The 19,653-nt window shown below is 70.8% G+C and carries 11 protein-coding genes and 1 riboswitch; of the genes, 5 read left to right on the top strand and 6 right to left on the bottom strand.

Going from position 1 to position 19,653, the window contains the following annotated elements; all coding sequences use genetic code 11:
- Positions 1-14 precede the first annotated feature (14 nt).
- The 5 genes from NQZ70_RS24080 to NQZ70_RS24060 form a co-directional block, all read right to left on the bottom strand.
- On the bottom strand, positions 15-3,788 hold the full coding sequence (locus NQZ70_RS24080) for an SDR family NAD(P)-dependent oxidoreductase (protein WP_165374130.1): 3,774 nt from the start codon (positions 3,786-3,788) through the stop codon (positions 15-17).
- 27 nt (positions 3,789-3,815) lie between these two features.
- The gene (locus tag NQZ70_RS24075; protein ID WP_165374129.1) at positions 3,816-8,954 is read right to left on the bottom strand and encodes a non-ribosomal peptide synthetase; all 5,139 of its coding nucleotides are present in this window, start codon (positions 8,952-8,954) and stop codon (positions 3,816-3,818) included.
- Between the two features lie 41 nt (positions 8,955-8,995).
- A complete protein-coding gene (locus tag NQZ70_RS24070; protein ID WP_129576288.1) occupies positions 8,996-10,246 on the bottom strand; it encodes a hypothetical protein in 1,251 nt (416 codons plus the stop codon).
- A 44-nt stretch (positions 10,247-10,290) separates the two neighbouring features.
- Positions 10,291-12,300: a TonB-dependent receptor domain-containing protein gene (locus NQZ70_RS24065; RefSeq protein ID WP_207217932.1), complete on the bottom strand. Its 2,010-nt coding sequence runs from the start codon at positions 12,298-12,300 to the stop codon at positions 10,291-10,293.
- Between the two features lie 734 nt (positions 12,301-13,034).
- Positions 13,035-13,243, bottom strand: a riboswitch (cobalamin riboswitch).
- Between the two features lie 84 nt (positions 13,244-13,327).
- A complete protein-coding gene (locus tag NQZ70_RS24060) occupies positions 13,328-13,939 on the bottom strand; it encodes a cytochrome c-type biogenesis protein CcmH (RefSeq protein WP_237245563.1) in 612 nt (203 codons plus the stop codon).
- Between the two features lie 261 nt (positions 13,940-14,200).
- Between NQZ70_RS24060 and NQZ70_RS24055 the strand changes: the two genes are divergently transcribed.
- Genes NQZ70_RS24055 through NQZ70_RS24045 form a run of 3 tightly spaced genes read left to right on the top strand, consistent with a single transcriptional unit; the run spans position 14,201 to position 15,670 of the window.
- Positions 14,201-14,821, top strand: coding sequence for an SCO family protein (locus NQZ70_RS24055; protein WP_165374127.1), 621 nt, complete (start codon positions 14,201-14,203; stop codon positions 14,819-14,821).
- Entirely contained in the window at positions 14,818-15,165 is a 348-nt protein-coding gene (locus NQZ70_RS24050) for a copper-binding protein (protein WP_129576285.1), read from the top strand. Before NQZ70_RS24055 ends, NQZ70_RS24050 begins: the two co-directional genes overlap by 4 nt.
- A gap of 28 nt (positions 15,166-15,193) precedes the next feature.
- Entirely contained in the window at positions 15,194-15,670 is a 477-nt protein-coding gene (locus NQZ70_RS24045; RefSeq protein ID WP_129576284.1) for a hypothetical protein, read from the top strand.
- Positions 15,671-16,216: 546 nt separating this feature from the next.
- Here the strand turns inward: NQZ70_RS24045 and NQZ70_RS24040 are convergent.
- A complete protein-coding gene (locus NQZ70_RS24040; RefSeq protein WP_129576283.1) occupies positions 16,217-16,792 on the bottom strand; it encodes a hypothetical protein in 576 nt (191 codons plus the stop codon).
- Positions 16,793-17,115: 323 nt separating this feature from the next.
- Between NQZ70_RS24040 and NQZ70_RS24035 the strand changes: the two genes are divergently transcribed.
- Both NQZ70_RS24035 and traA read left to right on the top strand, forming a co-directional pair.
- Complete coding sequence (locus NQZ70_RS24035) at positions 17,116-17,976, top strand: NAD-dependent protein deacetylase (RefSeq protein WP_129576282.1); 861 nt, start codon at positions 17,116-17,118, stop codon at positions 17,974-17,976.
- Between the two features lie 326 nt (positions 17,977-18,302).
- Positions 18,303-19,613, top strand: a complete 1,311-nt coding sequence (traA, locus tag NQZ70_RS24030; RefSeq protein ID WP_129576281.1) for an outer membrane exchange protein TraA family protein — start codon at positions 18,303-18,305, stop codon at positions 19,611-19,613.
- Positions 19,614-19,653 lie beyond the last annotated feature (40 nt).

Genomic DNA, 19,653 nt, shown 5'->3' with positions numbered 1-19,653 from the left:
AATGCCTCCTGCGCTCAAGGATTCCGGGCAGCGTCGAGGGCGCGCGTGATCTCGTCCGGGCTCATGCGCTTGACCTTCTGGACGGCGGTCGCGATGGCCATCGCCCGCCCCTCGACGGGGTCCACCTCGATGATGGCCTCGGCGAGCCGGGCGATCGTCGATGCCGCGAAGAACCGCGCGATGGGCAGCTTCACGTGGAAGCTCTCCGCGATGCGCGCCACGAGCGGCATCGCCGCGAGCGACTCTCCGCCGAGATCGCGGAACGCGTCGTGGATCCCGATGGGCTCGACGCCGAGCGCGTCCTGCCAGATGCTGACGAGGCAGCGCTCGAGATCGTTCCTCGGCGGCGCATAGCTCACGCCCAGCGCCGGCCGGCCCGCGGCCCGGCGTGCAGGGCGCGGCGGGGCGGGGTCCGCGAGCCGCTGCGGGCTCTCCGCTCCTCCCGTCGCGACCGACGTCGAGCGCCGCTGGATCTGCTCCCATCGCGCCGCGAGATCGACGGTGGAGACGACGACCTGTCCGGCCGCGCGGAGCGACAGGATGGCATCCAGCGCCTCGCCGCCCTCTCCCGGCCGGATCGCGGTCGAGGTCGGTGACGCGGCGGAGGACTGCCATGCATCCCAGTCGACCGCGATCCAGGGGGTGTCGCCCTTCCGGCTGCGCTCGACCGCGAACGCGTCCATGAAGTGGTTGGCAGCCGCATAAGCTGCGAAGCCGATTCCCCCGAGGATCGTCGAGAGCGACGAGCAGAGGAGCACGAAGTCGAGCTCTCGCGAGAGCACCCGGTCGAGCACGCGCGTCCCCTGCACCTTGGCGCGGAAATGCGGGCGGGCGTGCTCGGGCCCGGTCTCCCGTGCGTCGCGGAAGATCTCCGGCCCGACCGTCCCGGCCGCGTGAATGACCCCGTGGAGCGCGCCGAAGCGGCGGTACGCCTCCGCGACCACGCCCGCCATCCGCTCCTCGTCGGCGACGTCTGCAGGTATGACGAGGACCTCGGCGCCGAGGCGCTCGAGGCGCTGGACCGCGGCGATCCTCCTGCTCATCCGATCTTCCGGGTCGTGCGACCGAATCCACGCATCCCACGCGTCTCGCGGGATCAGGCCTGCACGGCTGGTCAAGATCAGCCGTGCCCGCGCGGCGCGCGCGAGGTGCTCCGAGAGCGCCACGCCGACGGCGCCGAGACCACCGACGACGAGGTAGACGCCGCGCTCGCGCAGCCGCGGCCGCGCGGCTGAGGGGGAGAGACGGATCGGCTCGAAGGCGGCGACCCAGCGGTGGAGGTTCCGGTAGGCGACGTAGGGAGCGGCGGACGCCGACTTCCGGCGCATGTCGAAAGGCGCGGCAACGGCCGATTCACGATCGATGTGAACGCCGTTGTCGCCGCCCGCGCCGAGCTCGCGAAGGAGGTGCTCCACGAGGCCTGTCCCGCGGCGGGTAACATCGACGACCCGGCACCTCAGCGACGGGATCTCCTGCGGGAGGACACAGCACGCGCTCAGCAGCGTCGCCTTGTCCGCCATGATGGGCTCGTCGCCCAGCACCGAGAAGAGCTGGTCCGTCAGCACGACGACGTGAACGGCGCCGCCCGCGCCTCGGGCTGCGATCGCCTGCGCGAGGAGCAGGAGCCCGAAGAAGCCGAGGCGCTGCTGTTCCTCGAAGGTCTGCGGCCCCGCGTGGTCCTCGGTCAGGCTCCAGAGGTGGAGCACGCTCCACGGAGCCGCGCCGCTCGCGGAGACCTCCTCCAGCAGCCGATCATGGTCGGCGCGCGACGACGGATCGATCTGGAAACGGTTCGCGCCGACCCTGGCGAACGCGGCGCCCGGGCTCACGACGACGACCTCGTTCGACCTCTGCTCGAGCGCTTCGATGAGCGCCGCAGCGAGCCGGGATGGATCCGCGAAGACGAGCCAGCGTCGACGCTCCGTCGGGCTCTCGCCGATCGGCGGCGAGCGCCTCCACGACGGAGCGTAGAGCCACTCCGCCACCGGGCGCCGCTCTGCCGCGGCCCCCCGCGCCGGTGCGTGCTCGGACGTCGGCGCGTCGATCCAGTGGCGTTGACGCTCGAATGGGTAGGTCGGCAGCGGGACACGGCCGACATCCGCACGCCCCGCCCACTCGGCGCGAAAGTCGACCGGCGCGCCCGCGAGCCACGCGCGCCCGAGGCGCTCCTTCGCAGTGGCGCGCGCATCCGCGCTGCCCGCCGCCGGCGCTTCGACCGAGAGGCCCTCGCCCTCGACGAAGCGCATCGAGTCCGTCAGCGCGCGCGCAGCGTCTGCGACGTCGTGCGCCACGACGAACCGCCGGTGCTCGAACGTCCTGCGGCCGACCTGCAAGGTGTAAGCGACATCGGCGAGCCGCAGCCCGGGCGTCCGCGCGAGGTGCTCCGCGAGCCGCTGGCACGCCGCCTCGAGCGCGGCTTGAGACCGCGCCGAGATCACCAGGAGCTCCGGCGCCGGCGCCCCGGACCGCGCGCGCTCCGCGGGGGGCGGCTCTTCGAGCACCACGTGCGCATTCGTGCCGCCGATCCCGAGGGAGCTGACCGCGGCGCGCCGCGGGCCGCGCGGAGGCGCGGGGAAGCTCTCCCCGCGCGACAGCACGGAGAATCCCAGCTCCTCGAGCCGCGCTGCCGGGTTCGCTCGCTTGTAGTGGAGCGTCGCCGGCAGATAGCGATGCTTCAGGCAGAGCGCCGCCTTGATCAGGCCGGCCACCCCTGCTGCGGCGTCGAGGTGCCCGATGTTCGACTTCACGGATCCGAGGACGCAGCGCGCGCCGGCCGCTCGCCCGTAATAGCGGCCGAGCGCCTCCACCTCGATCGGATCGCCGAGCCGCGTGCCCGTCCCGTGCGCCTCGACGTAGGCCACCGTGCCTGGATCGACCCCCGCGAGCGCGAGCGCCTCGCCGATGACCTTCTGCTGGCCGGCGACGCTCGGCGCCGTATACCCGACCTTCCCCGACCCATCGTTGTTGATCGCGAAGCCGCGGATCGACGCGTGAATCGTGTCGCGATCCGCGATCGCCTCGGAGAGGCGCTTCAGCACGACGACCGCGACGCCGTTGCCCTCGACGAAGCCCGATGCTTCCGCGTCGAAGGGCCGGCACCTGCCGTCCCCCGAGAGGAGCCCCTCCTCGGGGTCCGTCCAGTATCCCACGTCCTGCTTCGCGCGGAGGCCGACCCCGCCGACCACGGCGAGATCGCACTGCTCGTTCAGCAACGCTTGCGCCGCCGACGCGACACCGACCAGCGAGCTCGAACAGGCCGTCTGCACCGACACGCTCGGGCCGGTGAGGTTGAGCTTGTACGAGACGCGCGTCGCCAGGTAGTCCTTGTCGTTGCCGATCACGACCTCGAGGTGCCTGGCGATGTCTTCGTAGAGCGGCGCGCGGCAGACGTTGTACAGGTACGTATTGAAGTTCGCGCTCGCGTACACGCCGATCGTGCCGCGCGTCTCGTCGACGTAGCCGGCATGCTCGAGCGCCTCCCAGGCGCACTCCAGGAACAGCCGGTGCTGCGGGTCGGTCATCGCGGCCTCGCGGGGCGTCATCGCGAAGAACCCGGCATCGAAGCCGGCGATGTCATCGAGGATGTACCCCGCGTCGACATACCGTCGCCCGCCTTCTCGCAGCGTCGGCCCGCCATGGAACCGCGTGAGCACGTCCCGCCCCGCGACGAGGTCGTCCCAGAACGCGCCGACGCTGGCCGCTCCGGGGAAACGGCCGGCCATTCCGATGATGGCGACCCCCAGGTCAGAATCACCGGATCCATCCTGATGATCAGCGCTGCTGTCCACGGCATCCCTCCTTGAGCTGGTCATCCCTCAGGTCCCCCGACGCCGGAGGCGCACCGCCGCCGCGCGGCGGCGCTGGCCCCGTTCCTCCGGAGGGACCTGCGAAGGCTGAGTCCCGACCCCAGCCGGCGCCGCGTCCATCGCCCCGCCGCCCGGCGCCGCTGCCTTGCGGATGTAATCTGCGATGGCGCGCACCGTCGGGTGCGCGAAGACGGCGACGATCGGGAGCTCGACGCCGAAGCGCGCTTCGAGCCGGGTCAGCACATGGATCGCCGAGACAGAATCGCCGCCGATGTCGAAGAAGTTCCGGGTAACGTCAATCGATGCTTCCGGCCGGCCGAGCACCTCGCTGAAGACGCCGCGGATGGCCGTCTCCATCTCGTCCTGCGGCTGCGCCGCCGGCAACGCTGCGTCGGGTGCGCTGCACAGGCGGGCGAGAGCAGGCCGATCGACCTTGCCGTTCGACGTGAGCGGCAGCTCGCGCACGATGCGCAGCGACGACGGGACCATGTACTCGGGCAGATGGCGCGCGAGGTGCGCCCGGAGCTCGCCCGTACCGACGGCCGCCTCCTCGAGCACCACGCCGGCGACGAGCCGCCGTCCGCGCGCCGCCTCGGGGGCGGCGACCGCGCAGGCCCTGACGCCGGGACAGCGCTGCAGCACCGCCTCGATCTCGCCGAGCTCGACACGGTAGCCGTTGATCTTGACCTGCTGATCCTGACGGCCGAGGAACTCGATCTCGCCGTTCGGGAGCGTGCGTCCGAGGTCGCCTGTGCGGTAGAGGCGCTCGCCGGTCACGGGGTGGACGATGAACGACGCCGCGGTGCGCTCCGGGTCGTTCAGGTAGCCCCGCGCGACGCCGACTCCCCCGATGAACAGCTCCCCGACAGCCCACGTGGGACGCCTCCGGAGCTGGGCGTCCAGCACCTCGACGCTCTGGTGAGCGAGGGCCCGGCCGTACGGGATGCTGCGCCACGACGGGTCGACCTCGCCGATGACGTGGTGAATCGACCAGATCGACGCCTCGGTTGCGCCGCCGAGGCTGACGATCCGGGCGCGCGGATTCAGGCGGCGGATGCGCGCCGGCAGGTCGACCGGGATCCAGTCGCCGCTCATCAGGATGAGCCGCAAGGAGCCGAGCGCGCGCGCCGCCGCGGCATCGTCGGCCGTCTCCACCACGAGGCCCGCGAGCGATGGGACGGAGTTCCAGACGGTGACCCCGTGCTCCGAGAGGCATTGCCGAAAATGGCTCGGATCCTTCAGCTTCTCCTCGTCCGGCAGCACGACGGCACCGCCGCGGCTGAGCGGGCCGAAGACGTCGTAGACCGACAGATCGAAGCCGAGCGACGAGATGCCGAAGACGCGATCCTCCGGTCCGACGCCGAAGCGATCGTTGATGTCCTCCACGGTGTTGACCGCGCTCCGGTGCTCGATCACGACGCCCTTGGGGACCCCTGTCGAGCCGGACGTGTAGATGACGTAAGCGGGTGAGCGCGGATCCCGCTGCGGCGGGACAGCGGTGACCTGGCGCGACAGCTCGCGCTCGTCGATCCCGATGCAGCGCGTCCCGGCGGGCCACGAGGGCTCGCGCGAGAAACGAGGGAGCGTCAGCACGGCGCGGATGCCCGCCTGACGCATGAGCGCGAAGCGCCGCTCCGGGGGGAGCGACGCGTCGAGCGGGACATAGGCCCGGCCCGCGATCGAGGCGCCGAGCACCGCGACGACCTGCTGCCATCCTTTCGGCAGGACGACGCCGACGAGCTCGCCATCGTCGCGCTCGCTCGCGATGGCGGCCGCGACCCCGCGCGCCAGCCCGAGCAGCTCGCCATAGCGCAGCTCGCGCTCGCTCGTGACGACCGCGACGCGCTCCGGCGCCCTCGCAGCCCAGGTCACGAACGCGTCGTGGAGCAGCGCCTCGGGCCCGCAGGACCGGACGACCTCCGGCACGGCCGTGGGCGGAGCGCCTGGCACCCAGGCCTCTTGTCTCCAGGCGTCGTCCTCCCGCGCGAGCCGCTCGATCGCGCCGCAGAACGCCTCGAACATGGCGTCCAGGACGCCCGGCGGGAACAGCTCTTCGACGGCGTCCCAGTACGCGACGAGCCGGCCGCCGCGGTCCACGACCTGGAGATCGATCCACACCTGCGGCGTCTGCGTGATCGCCTCGACCTCCCGGCCGAACCGCTCGATCGCCGCAGCATCTCGCCCGAGCGCCTCGAACCCGAGCTCGCTCGTGAACACGACCGGCGCGAAGACCCGCTCGCGACGGCTCGCGCAGTCGCGGAGCACCTCGACGCCGCTGTAGAGCCGGTGATCGAGGTCCTTCCAGAGCTGTCGCTGAAGGGCCTGCGCGCGCTCGAGGAAGCTCCGGCCCCCGTCATGATCGACCTCGAGCAGCGTCACCGACGTGAAGTCGCCAACGATGTGCTCGATGTCGTCGCACAGCGGAAGTCGGTTGAAGAGCGTCAGGTTGAGGCAGTAACGAGGCGACTTGCTCCATGCGGAGAGGATCTCGGCATAGACGCCGAGCAGCGCCGCGGCCTCGGTGAGCCCGGCGTCATTCGCTCTCCGCCGGAGCGCGAGCCACCCTTCGGGCGCGAGCTCGAACCGACGGCGGCGGAACCTCGGCCGCTGCACGGTCCGCGGGTCGACCGCGAGAGGCAGCTCGGGCCCGGGCGGCAAGGAGGCGGCGCGCTCTCTCCAGTAGGCGGCGGACGCGGCGTACGCTTCGGTGCGCTTGAGCTCGTGGAGCGCGACCACGTAGTCCCTGAAGGACGTGGCGCTCGGCAGGAGGCGCCGGCCCGGATCCTCGTAGAGGCGGTGCCACTCCTCGACGACGCGGAGCAGGCTCTGCGCGTCCAGGATGAGGGCGTCGAAGCTCAGGTGGAGCCGCTGCGCGCCGCCGGGGAGCCGCGTCACCCGGAGATCGAACAGCGGCCATCGCTCGGCGGGGCGCACCTGATGGGAAAGCTCGCCGCGGATGCGCTCGACGTGGGCGCCGACCTCGACGGGGCTCGCGTCGCGGAGGTCGTACGCAGCGATCTCGTAGGGCGGAACGTCCTCCAGGACCTCCTGACGGCCGTCCGAGCGGATGACCGCGCGGAGCATCGGATGGTGCGCCACGACCCTGCGCCACGCATGCTCGAGCCGCGCCACATCGAACGTCCCCTCCAGCTCGAAGTAGAGGTGCGCGGAGACGCCGCCGAGCTCGAAAATCTCGTGGCGCCCCAGCCAGTAAGCGTGCTGAACGTCGGTGAGCGGGAAGGGCTCGTGCGCCTCGGCCGGCCGCGCGAGGGCTCGCGGGAGGGAACGCACGCCGAGCGCCTCCGTCCGGAGATACCGCTGCTCGATCCGCCGGCAGAACGACGCGAGCGTGGGCGCCTCGACGAGGTCGGTGAGGCTCGCGCGGACCGCGAAGGCGCGCTCGACCTCGGCGAGGACCGAGAGCGCCGCGATGGAGTGGCCCCCCAGGGCGAAGAAGCTGTCTTCCTCACCGACCGACGCGACGCCGAGCGCCCTCGCCCAGAGGAGCGCCATGCTGCCGGCGAACGACGCGCTCTCCGCTGCCGCCCCCGTCCTGCCTGCGTCCGGGGACGGCAGCCGGCCTCGATCGATCTTGCCGTTCAGCGTGAGCGGCAGCTCGCGCAGCAGGATCAGCTGGCTCGGCGTCATGTACGCCGGGAGCCGCTCCGCCGTGAACGCCAGGATCTCCTCCTCGGCAGGTGGATCCTCGGCGCTCACCGGGACCGCATAGGCGACGATCCGCTCGCCTGCAGACGAGGCGTGGAGCACCGCGAAGGCCGTCTTCAGGCGCGGGTGAGCGGCGATATTGGCCTCGATGTCGCCGAGCTCGATCCGGTGCCCGCGCAGCTTGACCTGGTGATCGATGCGCCCGAGGAAGTCGATGTTCCCGTCGGGCCGGAGACGCGCGAGATCGCCGGTGCGGTAGAGGCGTCCCCCCTCCGGCGGCCCCGGCGGACGGCTGTCGCCTGCGGCGCTCGCGTCGAACGGGTCGCGGATGAACCGGGACCGGGTGAGCTCAGGCCGGTTGTGATACCCCCGCGCGACCCCGGCGCCCCCGATGTAGAGCTCTCCCACGGCGCCCGGGGGCACCGGCTGGAGTGTCTCATCCAGGAGATGGACATGCACGTTCGCGATCGGCCTCCCGATGTGGGGAGGTCGCTGGTCGTCGCCCGGCGCCGCCGGCACCCTGCCCCAGGTCGCGATGATCGTCGCCTCGGTGGGCCCGTACAGGTTATGGACCTCGAACGGCAGCTCCGGGGGCGGATACGTACGCAGGCGATCGCCTGCCACCAGCATCTTCTCCACGGAGAGCGCCGGCGGCAGGGGCTCTCGAAGGAGCGTCTCGGCGAGCGGCGTCGGCAAGATGCAGTGGGTGATCGCCTCCTCCGCCATCCAGCGATAGAGAGCGCCCGGCCTGCCATAGTCGGCGCGGTCGGCGAAATGCAGGCTCGCCCCGCTCACGAGCGTCGGCCAGATCTCCCAGACGCTCATGTCGAAGGAGGGCGCGATGACCTGGCTCACCCGATCACGCGGACCGAGCCCAAACGTCGCGATATCCCAGAGGACATAGTTGACGATCGCGCGGTGCTCGATCATCACCCCCTTGGGCTCGCCGGTCGATCCCGACGTGTAGATGAGGTAAGCCAGGTCGCCCGCGGCGGGCGGTTGCCATCGGTCCCGTGCTTCCGGCGCCGCGGCCTCCTTCACGCACCTCTCTTCGCCGTCGGGCCGGTCGATCCGCAAGACGACCTTGGCCTCGATCCCTGCGCCGGAGCCGTCCGCGAGCAGGATCTCGGCGCCTGCGTCCTCGATCATGAAGGACAGCCGTTGCCGCGGATACCGCGGATCCAGCGGCAGGTAGGCGCCGCCGGCGAGCATCACGGCGAGCTGGGCCACCACCATCTCCGGGCCTGGTGTACAGCAGACGGCCACGAAGCTCCCTGGCCGCACGCCGCGGCTGCGCAGCCTTCGTGCGAGATCGGAGGCGCGCTCCAGGAGCTCACGATAGGAGTAGGCCTTGCGGCGATCGACGAGCGCCAGCCTGTCCGCGTGGCGGCGAGCGCTCTGCTCGACGAGCATGTGGAGCAGCCCCGCGTCCGCCGCCGCGCCGGCGCCGGCGCCGCTCGGGTGTGACGAGCCTGTGATCATGGGATCACCCGTTTTCCCCTTCATGGTAGGCGTCCCGCGGCTCAGCGCGCGCGCACGAGGCCTGTCACAAGTCCCTTGACCAGGATCCCCTTCACGGGATCCGATTCGGCGGTCATGTCTTGCAACGTCGTGTTGCTGTAGTCCGCGCTCGAATCGGTCGCGAAGGCATGGCTGTCCGCGAGCAGGTACTTCACCACCCCCGAGCTAGGCGGGACGCCCTCTACGACCGTCGCGGCGGTCGTGATCGACTCGAGGTCGATCTTCCACCAGCGCCATGCGGCGGCGGCGTAGAGCGACAGCGCATCCGTCGCCGGGGAGACGGCGAACAAGCTCTCGTCGTAAGCGCGCAGGTACGCCGTGCTGCCCGGGCCGGGTACGATGCCGCCGCCGGGGAAGCCTCCCGTGAGGTCCGAGACATTGACGAAGAAATCCGGATCGAACGTATCCTCGCCCGCGCGCATGCGGATCAGGCAGCCTGTCTTGCTGGCCGCATGCCCGCCGATGACGTTCACCGCCGCGTTGTAGGGATCGCTCCCCAGGTAGAGGTCGCCCGAGGGTGCGATCGTCGAGTTCGACACCCCACCGCAGCGCTCGTCGTGCACGTAGGTAACCTCGTCCGTCTCGACGTCGATGAGGGCCGCCGATGTCTCGGGGAGGATCTTGCTGAAGTTCTGGTCGTAGTAGAGCGCGATGACGACGAGCTGGTTACCCCTGCGCTTGGGGAGGTAGTCGAAATAGGGGATCCACCCCTCGCGCTTCAGCCCTCCGAGGTCGATGGCCTTCTTGATCACCATCTCTTCGGGGTCCCACGCGATCGCCTGGAGCGATGTGTCGTCGAGCAGGTAAGCCTTCCTCTCGGAGACGAAGTGCACCGATCGCGTCGATGCACCCCCGGCGACGCCGAAGCGATCGAAGCGGAGCTCCTGCGCTGCCTCGAGCCTGCCCGACGGATCGAGATCATAACGCGTGAGCTGCGGGGTCTGCAGCAAGAGGGCATAGACGCTCGTTCCACCCTCGATCCCGAAGAGGTGCGCCTGGTCGGGGATCTCGACGGCCTGCGCGTAGTCGATGGTCTGGCCGTCATCGAGGGAGGGCGTCAGGACAAGCAGCGACGTCGCGTCCTGCCCCACCTGGAGCATCGTCGTCATCGCGTAGAGCGGGCCGCTCGGGAACGCGCCCGCGCTGCCGTGCTGCTGCTCGTCGCTCCCGCAACCGGCGACGCTCGCGGCGAGCGAGAGCGCCGCAAGCGTCGCCTCGATACAGCCTGTTCTGGGCGAGTCGAACGTTCGCATGGTTCTCTCCGTCATCCAACGCATGGTCTCCTGCGGGCCAGGCGTCAAAGCTCGATCATTCCCTTGAAATAAACTGCGCGCCCCGGCTTCTGAACGCCGTAGAAATCGTGCGCCTTCGCGTCCGTGATGTTCTGCACTTCCAACGTCGAGCTGACCGTCGTCGCGCCATGGATCACGTACGTCAGATCAGCTGCATGAAGGAATTGCGCTTCGATCACAGGCTTGTCCTCGCGACGCGCGATGCTCTCCCAGAACCGGAAGAACTCGTGCGTGTAGCGGGTCGTCCAGCCCAAGGCGAGCTGATCGCCTGGCGTCGCGACAGAGGACAGCTGGGCGCGCGCCCTCGCGCTCCCGAACAGCCAGGGGAGGTTCGGGATGCGGTCCCCGGCCATCTCGGCGAATTCCCCCTCGGTGGAGGTGTTGCGGAGGTCCTGATAGGTCGCGCTCACCTCCACGCTCAAGTAGGAGCCAGGCGACATCCAGGCCGCTTGTCCTTCGGCCCCGAGCGCACGCACCGATTGCACGTTCCGGTGCTGGAAGTACATGTTGCCTCCACGGAGGTAGACAAAGTCCTCGGCCCACCGAGCAAAGGCGTTGACCTCCCCGCTGAACGATCCGAGACCTTTCTTCCGGCGCGAGAGCCCGAGCCCGAGGTTTCCATTGTGACTCGTCTCCGGCCGGAGCTCGGGGTTCGGCTGGATGAGGATGCCGTTGCCGAAGATCTCGTCGGCGCTCGGCAGGCGCGTCGCTGCCTCGTACGACACCTTCGCGTAGAGCCAGTCGGTCAGATGGAATCTCACCCCGTCGCCGGCTCCCGCCCGGAGCGCGTCCACGGCAACAGGGACGAGGGCATTGCCCGCGAGCACCTGATCCGACGCGGCGTGCAACAGGTAACCTTTCACGAAGGCGACGTTCTGCAGCCGGTCCTCGAGGAAGCTCGCGTCGAGCTCGAGGCCGCCCACGAGCTTGACCAGGTCGCGGCGGGCCGCGAGCGGGTCGGCTTCGTCGGGCGCGAGCTTCGCGCGCTCCACCCCGGCGCTCGTCACGAAGGTCGGGGAGACGTTGAGCCGCACGGCGCGCTGCGGTCCTGCGTGCCATGTGACGTGTATCCTTCCGAGAAGGCTGTCTTGCCAGATCGTCTGGTCCCGTGCCCGCCCGTCGATCTCACCCGGCCTGCGCCGCTCCCCCACGACGCGGCCGTCCCAGTCGTACACGGCGCTGGAGGTGTCCTGGAAATCGATCACCCGCCGCGAGCCGCTGGCGAGGAGCTCGAGGTCGAGGTCATGCCACAGGGCCTCGGGCTGTGCGTAGCGGAGCGTTGCCCCGTAGAGCCCCTCGCCGTAGGTCACCGCCCCGTACGGCGTCGTCATGAGCACGTTGTGCTGGAGCTCCTTGTCATACTGAGAGGCGAACGCGCGGAGCGTCAGCCGCTTCACCCACGCACGATCGACGAGTCCAACGTCGATCGAAGCGCCGCGTGCACCGTAGGCGTCATGCCCCCGGCGCACGGTCGCACGCAGAGGGCGTCCTGTCTCTGCATCCGGGATCTCGACGTCGGTGGGATAGTCGTTCCGCGCGGAGTCGATGAACGCGTTCCCGGCAGCAAAGAAGCCGCTCTCCTCGTGACGGTAGCGAGCACCCAGGGTCGCGCGGTGGGTGGCGAACGAGCCGACCTGGTACGAAAGATCAGCGCCCGTTTCGTAGTAACTCTTCGGGGTGACCAGGTCGACCGCGCCGCCGAGGGTGTCGGCGCCGAAGCGGATCGGGACGACCCCTCGGTAGATCTCGATGCGTTCGACGAGGTTGACCGGCACGCCGGTGATCCCAGAGGCGAACCCCGCGAGCTCGATCGGAGCACCGTCCAGAAACACGCGGATCTGATCGCTGTAGAATCCGTTGAGCGAGAACCGCGCGCTGGTGCCGAGGCCGCCCGCGCGAGCGACGCTCACGCCCTGAACCTGGCTCATGACGTCGCCCATGTCCGCCGCCCGCCGCTTCGTGCGCGCGAGCTCCAGGATGGAGACAGCCTCTGCGGACTCTCGATGCTCCTGCACCTCACCCTTCCGTGCCCTCACCGTGACCTCTATCGGAGCGGCAGCGACCGGGGTCGCGGCGTCGCCAACGGCTCCGGCCGGTTCGGGTGGAGGCACGACCTGCGCCACGGCGAGCCGAGAGGGCAACGAGAAGGACAACGCGGCGACCAAGAAGCATGCACAGCGGCGGAGCGTTCCTCTTGCAAGGGCCGGTAGCACGATCGCTTCCATACGTGACACGCAATGAAACAGACACGGCGGGCGCTGCGAATCAAGACAAAAGAAACAAAGTGATCCTCTGCTCACCTTGAACAAGGGACATGAACGCACCTCGAGCAGGGCTCTCCATCCGCACGTGGTGGTGGACGCGAGGTGCTCCTCGGGGGCCGCGACAAATCTGGCCAATCTGCTCGAGCGCCTGCGCTCAGCTTCGCTGCCCCGGCGCACACGCACGGCATACGCAGGCGACCCCCCTGCATGTCGGCGGAAAATTCTTGGCGAGCATTCGCCCCTCGTTTGTCGTCCTCGTCTGGAGCGGTATCGAGCCGCTGACGTTGAATCTGCGAGGAGGAGGGGCCTGCCGACGGCGTAGGATGCGCTGGGCCATTGAAAAAGGCTCGGACAGACCATTCTCCCCCGCGGGCGAAAGAGAGGCATCGCGGGAGGGGATCGGAGCCGAGCCGGGCGCAGGATTACGCCGAGTCGGACCTCCCCGCCTCCCTCGAGGCTTCCAGGTCAAACCGGCGCGGGATGTCTCCCCGACGCAGGATGTTGGCAGGTCTTCGGGCTCGCGAGCGCTCCGGCTGGCGCCGGGTTCCTACGGTCCACCGCTTCCCAGCCCGAAGGCCAGTGCTCGTCGTGGAGATCGTTCTCGCTTACCGCTGCGGGGCAGCCCCGGATTCGCACCGGGTTCCCTTTTGAGCCCTTTGCCGAAGCCAAGGGCACCAACACGAGGCACTACATATTGCGGTGCGGGGCGCAGGTCAAGCGAGATGTTGCGAGGGAGCCGGACGAGGGGAGCGACTACCGCCTTCCAGTGAGGGTGTGCTCACGCGTCGCGCGCCCGGAGCTCGTCGTCGAGGCGCTCGTCATATTCGTCGCGAACGGCCGCCGCGACGGCGCCGCTCGACGGGGCGGGCTGCGCGGCGCCGCGCCTCCACGAGCGCAGCAGGGCGAAGACCCCGAGGAAGGTCACCGCGATGCCCAGCATCAATGCCAGCGCGACCTTGCCGAGGACGCCGGACGAAGGCGCCGCGCGGAGGCGGTCGCCATAACGCGCCACGAGGTCCTGCTCGATGGAGTCGGCCGCCTCTCCCCGGCGGAGGCGGGCGCGGATCTCGCGACGAAGATCGCTCGCCACCGCGGATTCGTGCACGTCGAGCGTCTGATTCCAGCAACAAGGCGCGAGCAGGCGCGCCGCGAGCGCCTTCTCGCCGGGCGCGGGGGCCGAGTCGACGAGCTCGGTCGCGGCCTCGCCGGGCGTCGCCGGCTCGGCCCTGCCGCTGAGCGCGATGCCCGCGATGGCGGCGGCCAGCGCCGCCGCGCGGCGCCCGCGCGAGCTCCGCAGAGGCCGGAGACGCAGGGGCGAGCTCACCGCGCGCGCGCCGTGAGGGGAACGGGCCGGGTCGTCCTCCAACGCGCCGTGCTCTCGCTGGGTCATGGCGAGACAGGCTAGCGCGACCGGCCGCAAGGGCCCCTGCGACACGATGTCGCGCTCGTCCCCGCGCCGCCCATGGGCGCGCCAAAGGCCGGGATACCGCTGCATCGTTCGAGGGGATGCGACAGCGTGACGCATTGCCCGCGCCACCTCGCAACACGTAATGTCCCGCGCATGCCAAACGAGGTTCTCTGCTCCACGTCTCGTGGGTCATCAGCGGCCGGCGATGGAGCGCCGGCCCGCCGGCGCGGGCGGCTCCGGCCGGTGCAGATCGGGCTCTGGGTCACTGCGCTCGCGGGGCTCGCCGTCTTCGGCGCGGTGTCGCGCGCGCGCGAGGCGCCCGCCTCGCCGCCCGTGCTCGGCGAGATGCCGGCGTTCTCGATGACGGACCAGGACGGCCGCCCCGTCACGCGGGAGTCGCTGCGCGGGCAGACGCTGATCGTCGACTTCTTCTATGCGAGCTGTCCCGTGTCGTGCCCGAGGCTCTCGGCGCAGATGGCCGCGTTCCAGGAGCGGATCGCGCAACGCAGCGAGGCGCGCGGACAGGCGCTCCCCATCCACCTGATCTCGATCACGCTGGATCCGGAGAACGATACACCCGACGTGCTGCGCTCGTACGCGGCGCGCTACAGCAGCGGCCGCGGCGCCTGGTCGTTCCTCTCCGGCCGGAGCGAGGAGCTGAACCGCGTCGTGGTGAAGGGGTTCAAGGTGCGCTTCGAGCGAGCCGACCCGTCGGCCGGGCTCGGCGCGATCATGCACGGGGAATGGTTCGTCCTGGTCGACGGGCAGGGCCGTATCCGTGGCTACTACCAGATCGGCGATGAAGAACGAATGAACGAGCTCGTACGCGACGCGGAGCGACTGGCCTCGAAGGAGCTGACATGAATCGATCGATGTGCTCTCGCCTCCGCGCCGTTCATCTCGCGCGGTCCCTGCTGCTCGGGGCGGCGATCGCGACGAGCCTCACGGTCTCGTGCTCGAAGGCGTCCACCGCCGCTCCGCGCGTCCACCACGCGACGGGCGCCGTCCGCTCGCTCGGCCCGGGGCGCGCCTACGTCAACATCGCGCACGACGACATCCCGGGCTACATGAGCGCGATGACGATGTCGTTCGAGCCCCAGAGCCCGTCGCAGCTCGACGGCATCGAGGTGGGCGACCGCATCGCCTTCGACTTCTACGAGACGGAGGACGCGCGGCGTGTCCTTACGCGGGTCGAAAAGCGCAGGTGAGCCGACTGCAGGGCGGGGCGCGTGGCTGGTGGGCCGCTCGCTCGGCGCCGCGTTCATCGCCGCGGGGCTGGGGATCGTCACCCTCACGGCGCGCTCTTTCGCTCCGCCGGCGACCGGCGCCTTCGCCGTTCACGGGATCGAGCTCGGGATGACGGCGAGCGAGGTCGTCCGGCGCTTCGACGCTGGGCTGGCCGGCCGCTGGAGCGAGGCCCCGGGCTGCGCCGGGCCTTCGATCGAGTGGTCGCGGGGCGAGGCGGCGCCCGCCAGGGCGCCCGTCTCCGCGCGCTTCGAGTTCCATGAGGGTTTGCTGATGGCCGCGCGGGTGCGCGTGGCGCCGGAGGACCCGAGCGCGCGCGGCGCGCGGCTCGAGACCTCCGCCCAGTTCGTGCTCGCGCGTGAGGCGCGAGACGACGGCTCCTCGATGATCGTGCTCCTCGCCCGCGGGTGCCCCGAGCACGAAGCGGAGGTCGAGCAGCTCCTCAGCGGCAGCTCCGTGAGGCGCTGAGTCGGCGCGGACCGCGGGCCGCCTCGGCCCCGCACGGTCGGTGCCGGACATGCATCCAGGCGCGCCGCCGCCCACGGAGCGGCGCGGATACGCGCGTTCTGCCGTGAAATGGCGATAGGGCGACGTGTCAAGTCGGCTCGATGTGACATGATGACGCCGGGGAGAGACGCTCTTGGGCCATCAAAGCTTCCGCCTACGTTGATCATGTCGAGCCGTGCTGACGAACGTTTGCCATGGCAGAAAAACGTCGTGCTGGCGACACGAGCCCGTGTCCGCGCTCATTCAGGGAGCGCGCGAGGTCGACCCCGAGGAAGCCGGAGCTGCCGCTGATGACTACGGCGATCGTGTCATCGAGAACCAGGGGTCCTCTTGCTGGTGTGATTCTGGCGGTCCGGAGCCCCCCAGGTCGGGCTCATGGAATTCGTCCTCGGCGACGCGGGGCCGGAGAGACGTCCATGGAAAGCGGGTCGCGGCAACAGCGCCGCGATCCTGCTCCTCTTCCGCGCCTCCCCGCCGGTCTTCCTCCAATCCATCCTTCACCGAGGCTCATCCGCCGCAACCCTCGATCCCGGCCGAGCAGTACGAGCTCCACCAGGGGTTGCAATCGTCGGCGTCCTGCTCGTCGCCGTTGCTCATGTCGAGCAGCTCGGCGAAGCTGGACTGGGCGTCTCCGTACCGCAGGTGCATGTGCTTGGCGGCGCCCTCGCCGTGCGGCGGGCGCATGATCACGTAGTGGAACGCCTCGCAGCCGGCCCCGCCGGAGGTGAGCGCGAACTGGAGCCACACCGAGTCCGGGTACTCCGGGAAGTAGTGGGGATCCGGCGCGAAGCCCTCGTAGGAGTACGCGCATCCCTCGGCGAGCGGCATCTCGCCTTCTCGGTCGCTGTAGAACGACATCTCTCTCATCTCCTTGAGAGCCACGCGCCCCGGATTGCGCGGATCGTCCGGACACTCCGCGACCAGCGGGTCCGACGTGAGCTCGCCGTCCACGCCGAGGTAAGGGACATCCTTGTTCGGTTCCTCGGCGACGACCTGGTCCTTGCCGGAATCATCGTCACCACAACCGAGCAACAGCACACAAGCGAACGTCGCGCAAAGCGCGCCAGCGAGTCGAGACGTCATTTCCTAGAGGGCTCCTTCGCCATCGCGAGCCGACCGGCTCCGGTCGAAGACAGGAGGATCGAGCGGGCGAGCGACCCTTAGCACACCACACGTGTCGGTGGCACGATTTTCATATTTCGTGTTACTGGGACCGCGCCCCGCTCCGGCGGCGGGTCGGGGAGGGTGCGGCGAGCTCGGCGACGCCCGCGCCTCGCCCTCTCGCCCGCGACCCGCCCGCGCCCGGCCATGTCGGCGGCGAGGGCGCCGAGCCAGCGTCGTGCGCCGTCGCGCCGGCGCGACGGCGGCTGGCGGCGCCTCCGGCGGCGGGTCACAAATGGGGGCCCATGCCGCTCAGCCATGCGCTCCTCGCGGATCCGGTCGACGACCTCATCGCGCTCCTGCGCGGCAAGCGCTTCGTGGCGCTGACCGGGGCAGGGTGCAGCACCGAGTCCGGCATCCCGGACTACCGCGGCCCCGAGACGCGGCGACGGGCGCGCAACCCGATCCAGGGGCGGGAGTTCTCGCGCTCGGCCGAGATCCGGCAGCGCTACTGGGCGCGCGCCGTGCTCGGGTGGGAGCGGTTCTCGCGGGCCGAGCCCAACCCGGCGCACCGCGCCCTCGCGCGGCTCGAGCGGGACGGGCTGCTCGAGGGCCTCATCACGCAGAACGTCGACGGCCTGCACCACGCCGCCGGCAGCCGCCGCGTCATCGAGCTGCACGGCACGCTCGCCGAGGTCGCGTGCCTCGCGTGCGGCGCGATGGAGCCGCGCGCCGCCCTCCAGGAGCGGCTCCTCGCGCGGAACCCCGGCTGGCTGCGGCTCGCGGCCGACGTCGCCCCCGACGGCGACGCCGACCTGCCCGCCGAGCACGTGGCCGGCTTCCAGACGCCCCCCTGCCTGCGCTGCGACGGGCCGCTCAAGCCGCGCGTCGTCTTCTTCGGCGAGAACGTGGCGCGGCCGATCGTCGACGCGGCGTTCGCGCTCGTCGACGCGGCGGAGGCGCTCCTCGTCGTGGGGTCCTCGCTGGCGGTCTTCTCGGGGTACCGCTTCGTGCTGCGCGCCGCGCAGCGGGGAATCCCGATCGCGATGGTCAACCTGGGGGCCGCGCGCGGCGAGGAGCTCGGCGCGCTGAAGGTCGAGGGCCGGGCGGGCGAGGTGCTGCCGCGCCTCTCCGAGGCGCTTGCCGGCGCGCCGCGGCCGGGGTGAGGGCGCGGCGCGGGGCCGGGCCCAGGTCTCGCGGGGCGGCCGGCCGAAGCCACCCGGAGGCGGGGGCGTCCCGGGCGGCGCTGGCGCAGCTCGGGTGAGGGGAGGGCGCGCGTCGCGTGTCGTGCGAGGGCGCGGCCACGCGCTGGCGAACGGGCGCGCGGATTCGTGCTTTTCCCCGTTTCGTGGCCTGAGGCCAGGGCGCCCGTGTACCATTTCGCGGCCGCCTCGCGGCCGCCGTCACGTGATGTCGACCAGCATCCGCGCAGCTTCCGCGATCGGTTGCGTCGGCTTCACCGGCTGCACCCCCTTCTTCGCAAGGAGCGTTCATGTCCCCCCGACCTTCCTCCCTTACCGTCTCCTCCGTCATCGCCCTCTCCCTTGCGCTCGGAGCCTCGGGCTCCGCGAGCGCCGAGCCGGTGAATATCACCGGCGATCCGGTCGCTCCGCTCCCCGCCGAGAAAGGCGCCGGCCTGTGCGGCGCGCACGGGATATCGACCGACCCGGAGGGCGACTTCTACGTCTCGCCGGCCACGGCCGAGGGTTTCATCGAGAAGATGACCGCGTTCTTCGATGCGGGGCAGTCCGATATCGAGAGCTTCGTGGTGAGCGCACCGCTCGATTTCTCGAACAACTACGCCGCCGGGAACGAGTGGAGCTTCGGCGATTTCCTCAACGCTGTCCCCGACTGTTCGGAGGGAGGATGCGATTTCGCGTCGAACGAGCCTGACGTGTCGTTCGGCATGCGCCTGCGCGGCTACCTGGCGGTGCCGCCCGCGCACGTCGACCAGCCGGTCCATTTCGGCCTCTTCGCCGACGACGCCGTGGCCCTGGTGCTCTACGACGCGGCGCAGACCGCCTATCCGGTGCTGGCGCAGCCCCTCAAGCTCGGCCTCACCACCTGGCGCATGACGAACACCGTCACGTTCGCCAAGGAGGGCCTGTACCCGATCGAGGTCCTCTACGCCGGCATCGCCGAGCATTCGGCGCTCGAGGTGTCTCTGCTGGTCGGCGAGTTCGAGGATTTTCACCTCGGCGCCGGGGAGAATGGCAGCGCGAGCCTCGCGGAGTCCGGCTTCACCATCGTCGAGCCGGCGTCGCTCTATCTGGCCTTGTCGGGCGGCGACGCGAACCCGGACGAGGCCTCCTGTGCGCAGTGCAGCCGCGAGCTCATCGACCAGAGCGGGAACACCGGCTGCGCGCCGGGCGCCTACTGCAACAGCGCCGCGCTGTGCGCGCCGTGCGCCGTCGACGACTTCTGCGGGCCTTCCTGCAGTCCGTGCGGCGGCGAGACGCCGCGCTGCGCCCTGGTGGAGGGGGCGCCGGAGTGCGTGGCGTGCGCGAGCGACACGGACTGCGATGACGGCGAGGTCTGCGACCCCGAGGCGCACGCTTGTGTCGCGGACCCGTCCGAGCCGGGCGCCGGCGGCGCGGGCGGGGGCGGGGACGGCGCCGGCGCGGCGCCCGGTCCGGGCCCGGCGGACGATGGCGGCGGCTGCGGGGTAGGCCGCGAGCGGCGGCCGGGCGGCGGGCTCGCCTTGGCGCTGGCGGGGCTCGGGCTCGCGCTCGCTCGCGCGCGCGCTCGCCGGACGCGGGCGGCCTCGCGGTGGAGCGCGTCCGCCGAGCGCGCCTCGCGCTGAGCTCCGGCGGCGCGGCCTGCTGCGTCGGCGCGGCTTCCTG

Source organism: Sorangium sp. So ce836 (assembly GCF_028553905.1).
Lineage (GTDB): Bacteria > Myxococcota_A > Polyangia > Polyangiales > Polyangiaceae > Sorangium > Sorangium cellulosum_D.
The sequence above is the reverse complement of the archived record's forward strand: the minus strand, read 5'-3'. Positions and strand labels throughout refer to the sequence as shown.

Bases quoted from the DNA above. Each gene is read 5' to 3' on its own strand.
- NQZ70_RS24060 (WP_237245563.1), bottom strand. From the start codon at position 13,939: ATGACCCAGCGAGAGCACGGCGCGTTGGAGGACGACCCGGCCCGTTCC.
- NQZ70_RS24040 (WP_129576283.1), bottom strand. From the start codon at position 16,792: ATGACGTCTCGACTCGCTGGCGCGCTTTGCGCGACGTTCGCTTGTGTG.
- NQZ70_RS24070 (WP_129576288.1), bottom strand. From the start codon at position 10,246: ATGCGAACGTTCGACTCGCCCAGAACAGGCTGTATCGAGGCGACGCTT.
- NQZ70_RS24075 (WP_165374129.1), bottom strand. From the start codon at position 8,954: ATGATCACAGGCTCGTCACACCCGAGCGGCGCCGGCGCCGGCGCGGCG.
- traA (WP_129576281.1), top strand. From the start codon at position 18,303: ATGTCCCCCCGACCTTCCTCCCTTACCGTCTCCTCCGTCATCGCCCTC.
- NQZ70_RS24035 (WP_129576282.1), top strand. From the start codon at position 17,116: ATGCCGCTCAGCCATGCGCTCCTCGCGGATCCGGTCGACGACCTCATC.
- NQZ70_RS24050 (WP_129576285.1), top strand. From the start codon at position 14,818: ATGAATCGATCGATGTGCTCTCGCCTCCGCGCCGTTCATCTCGCGCGG.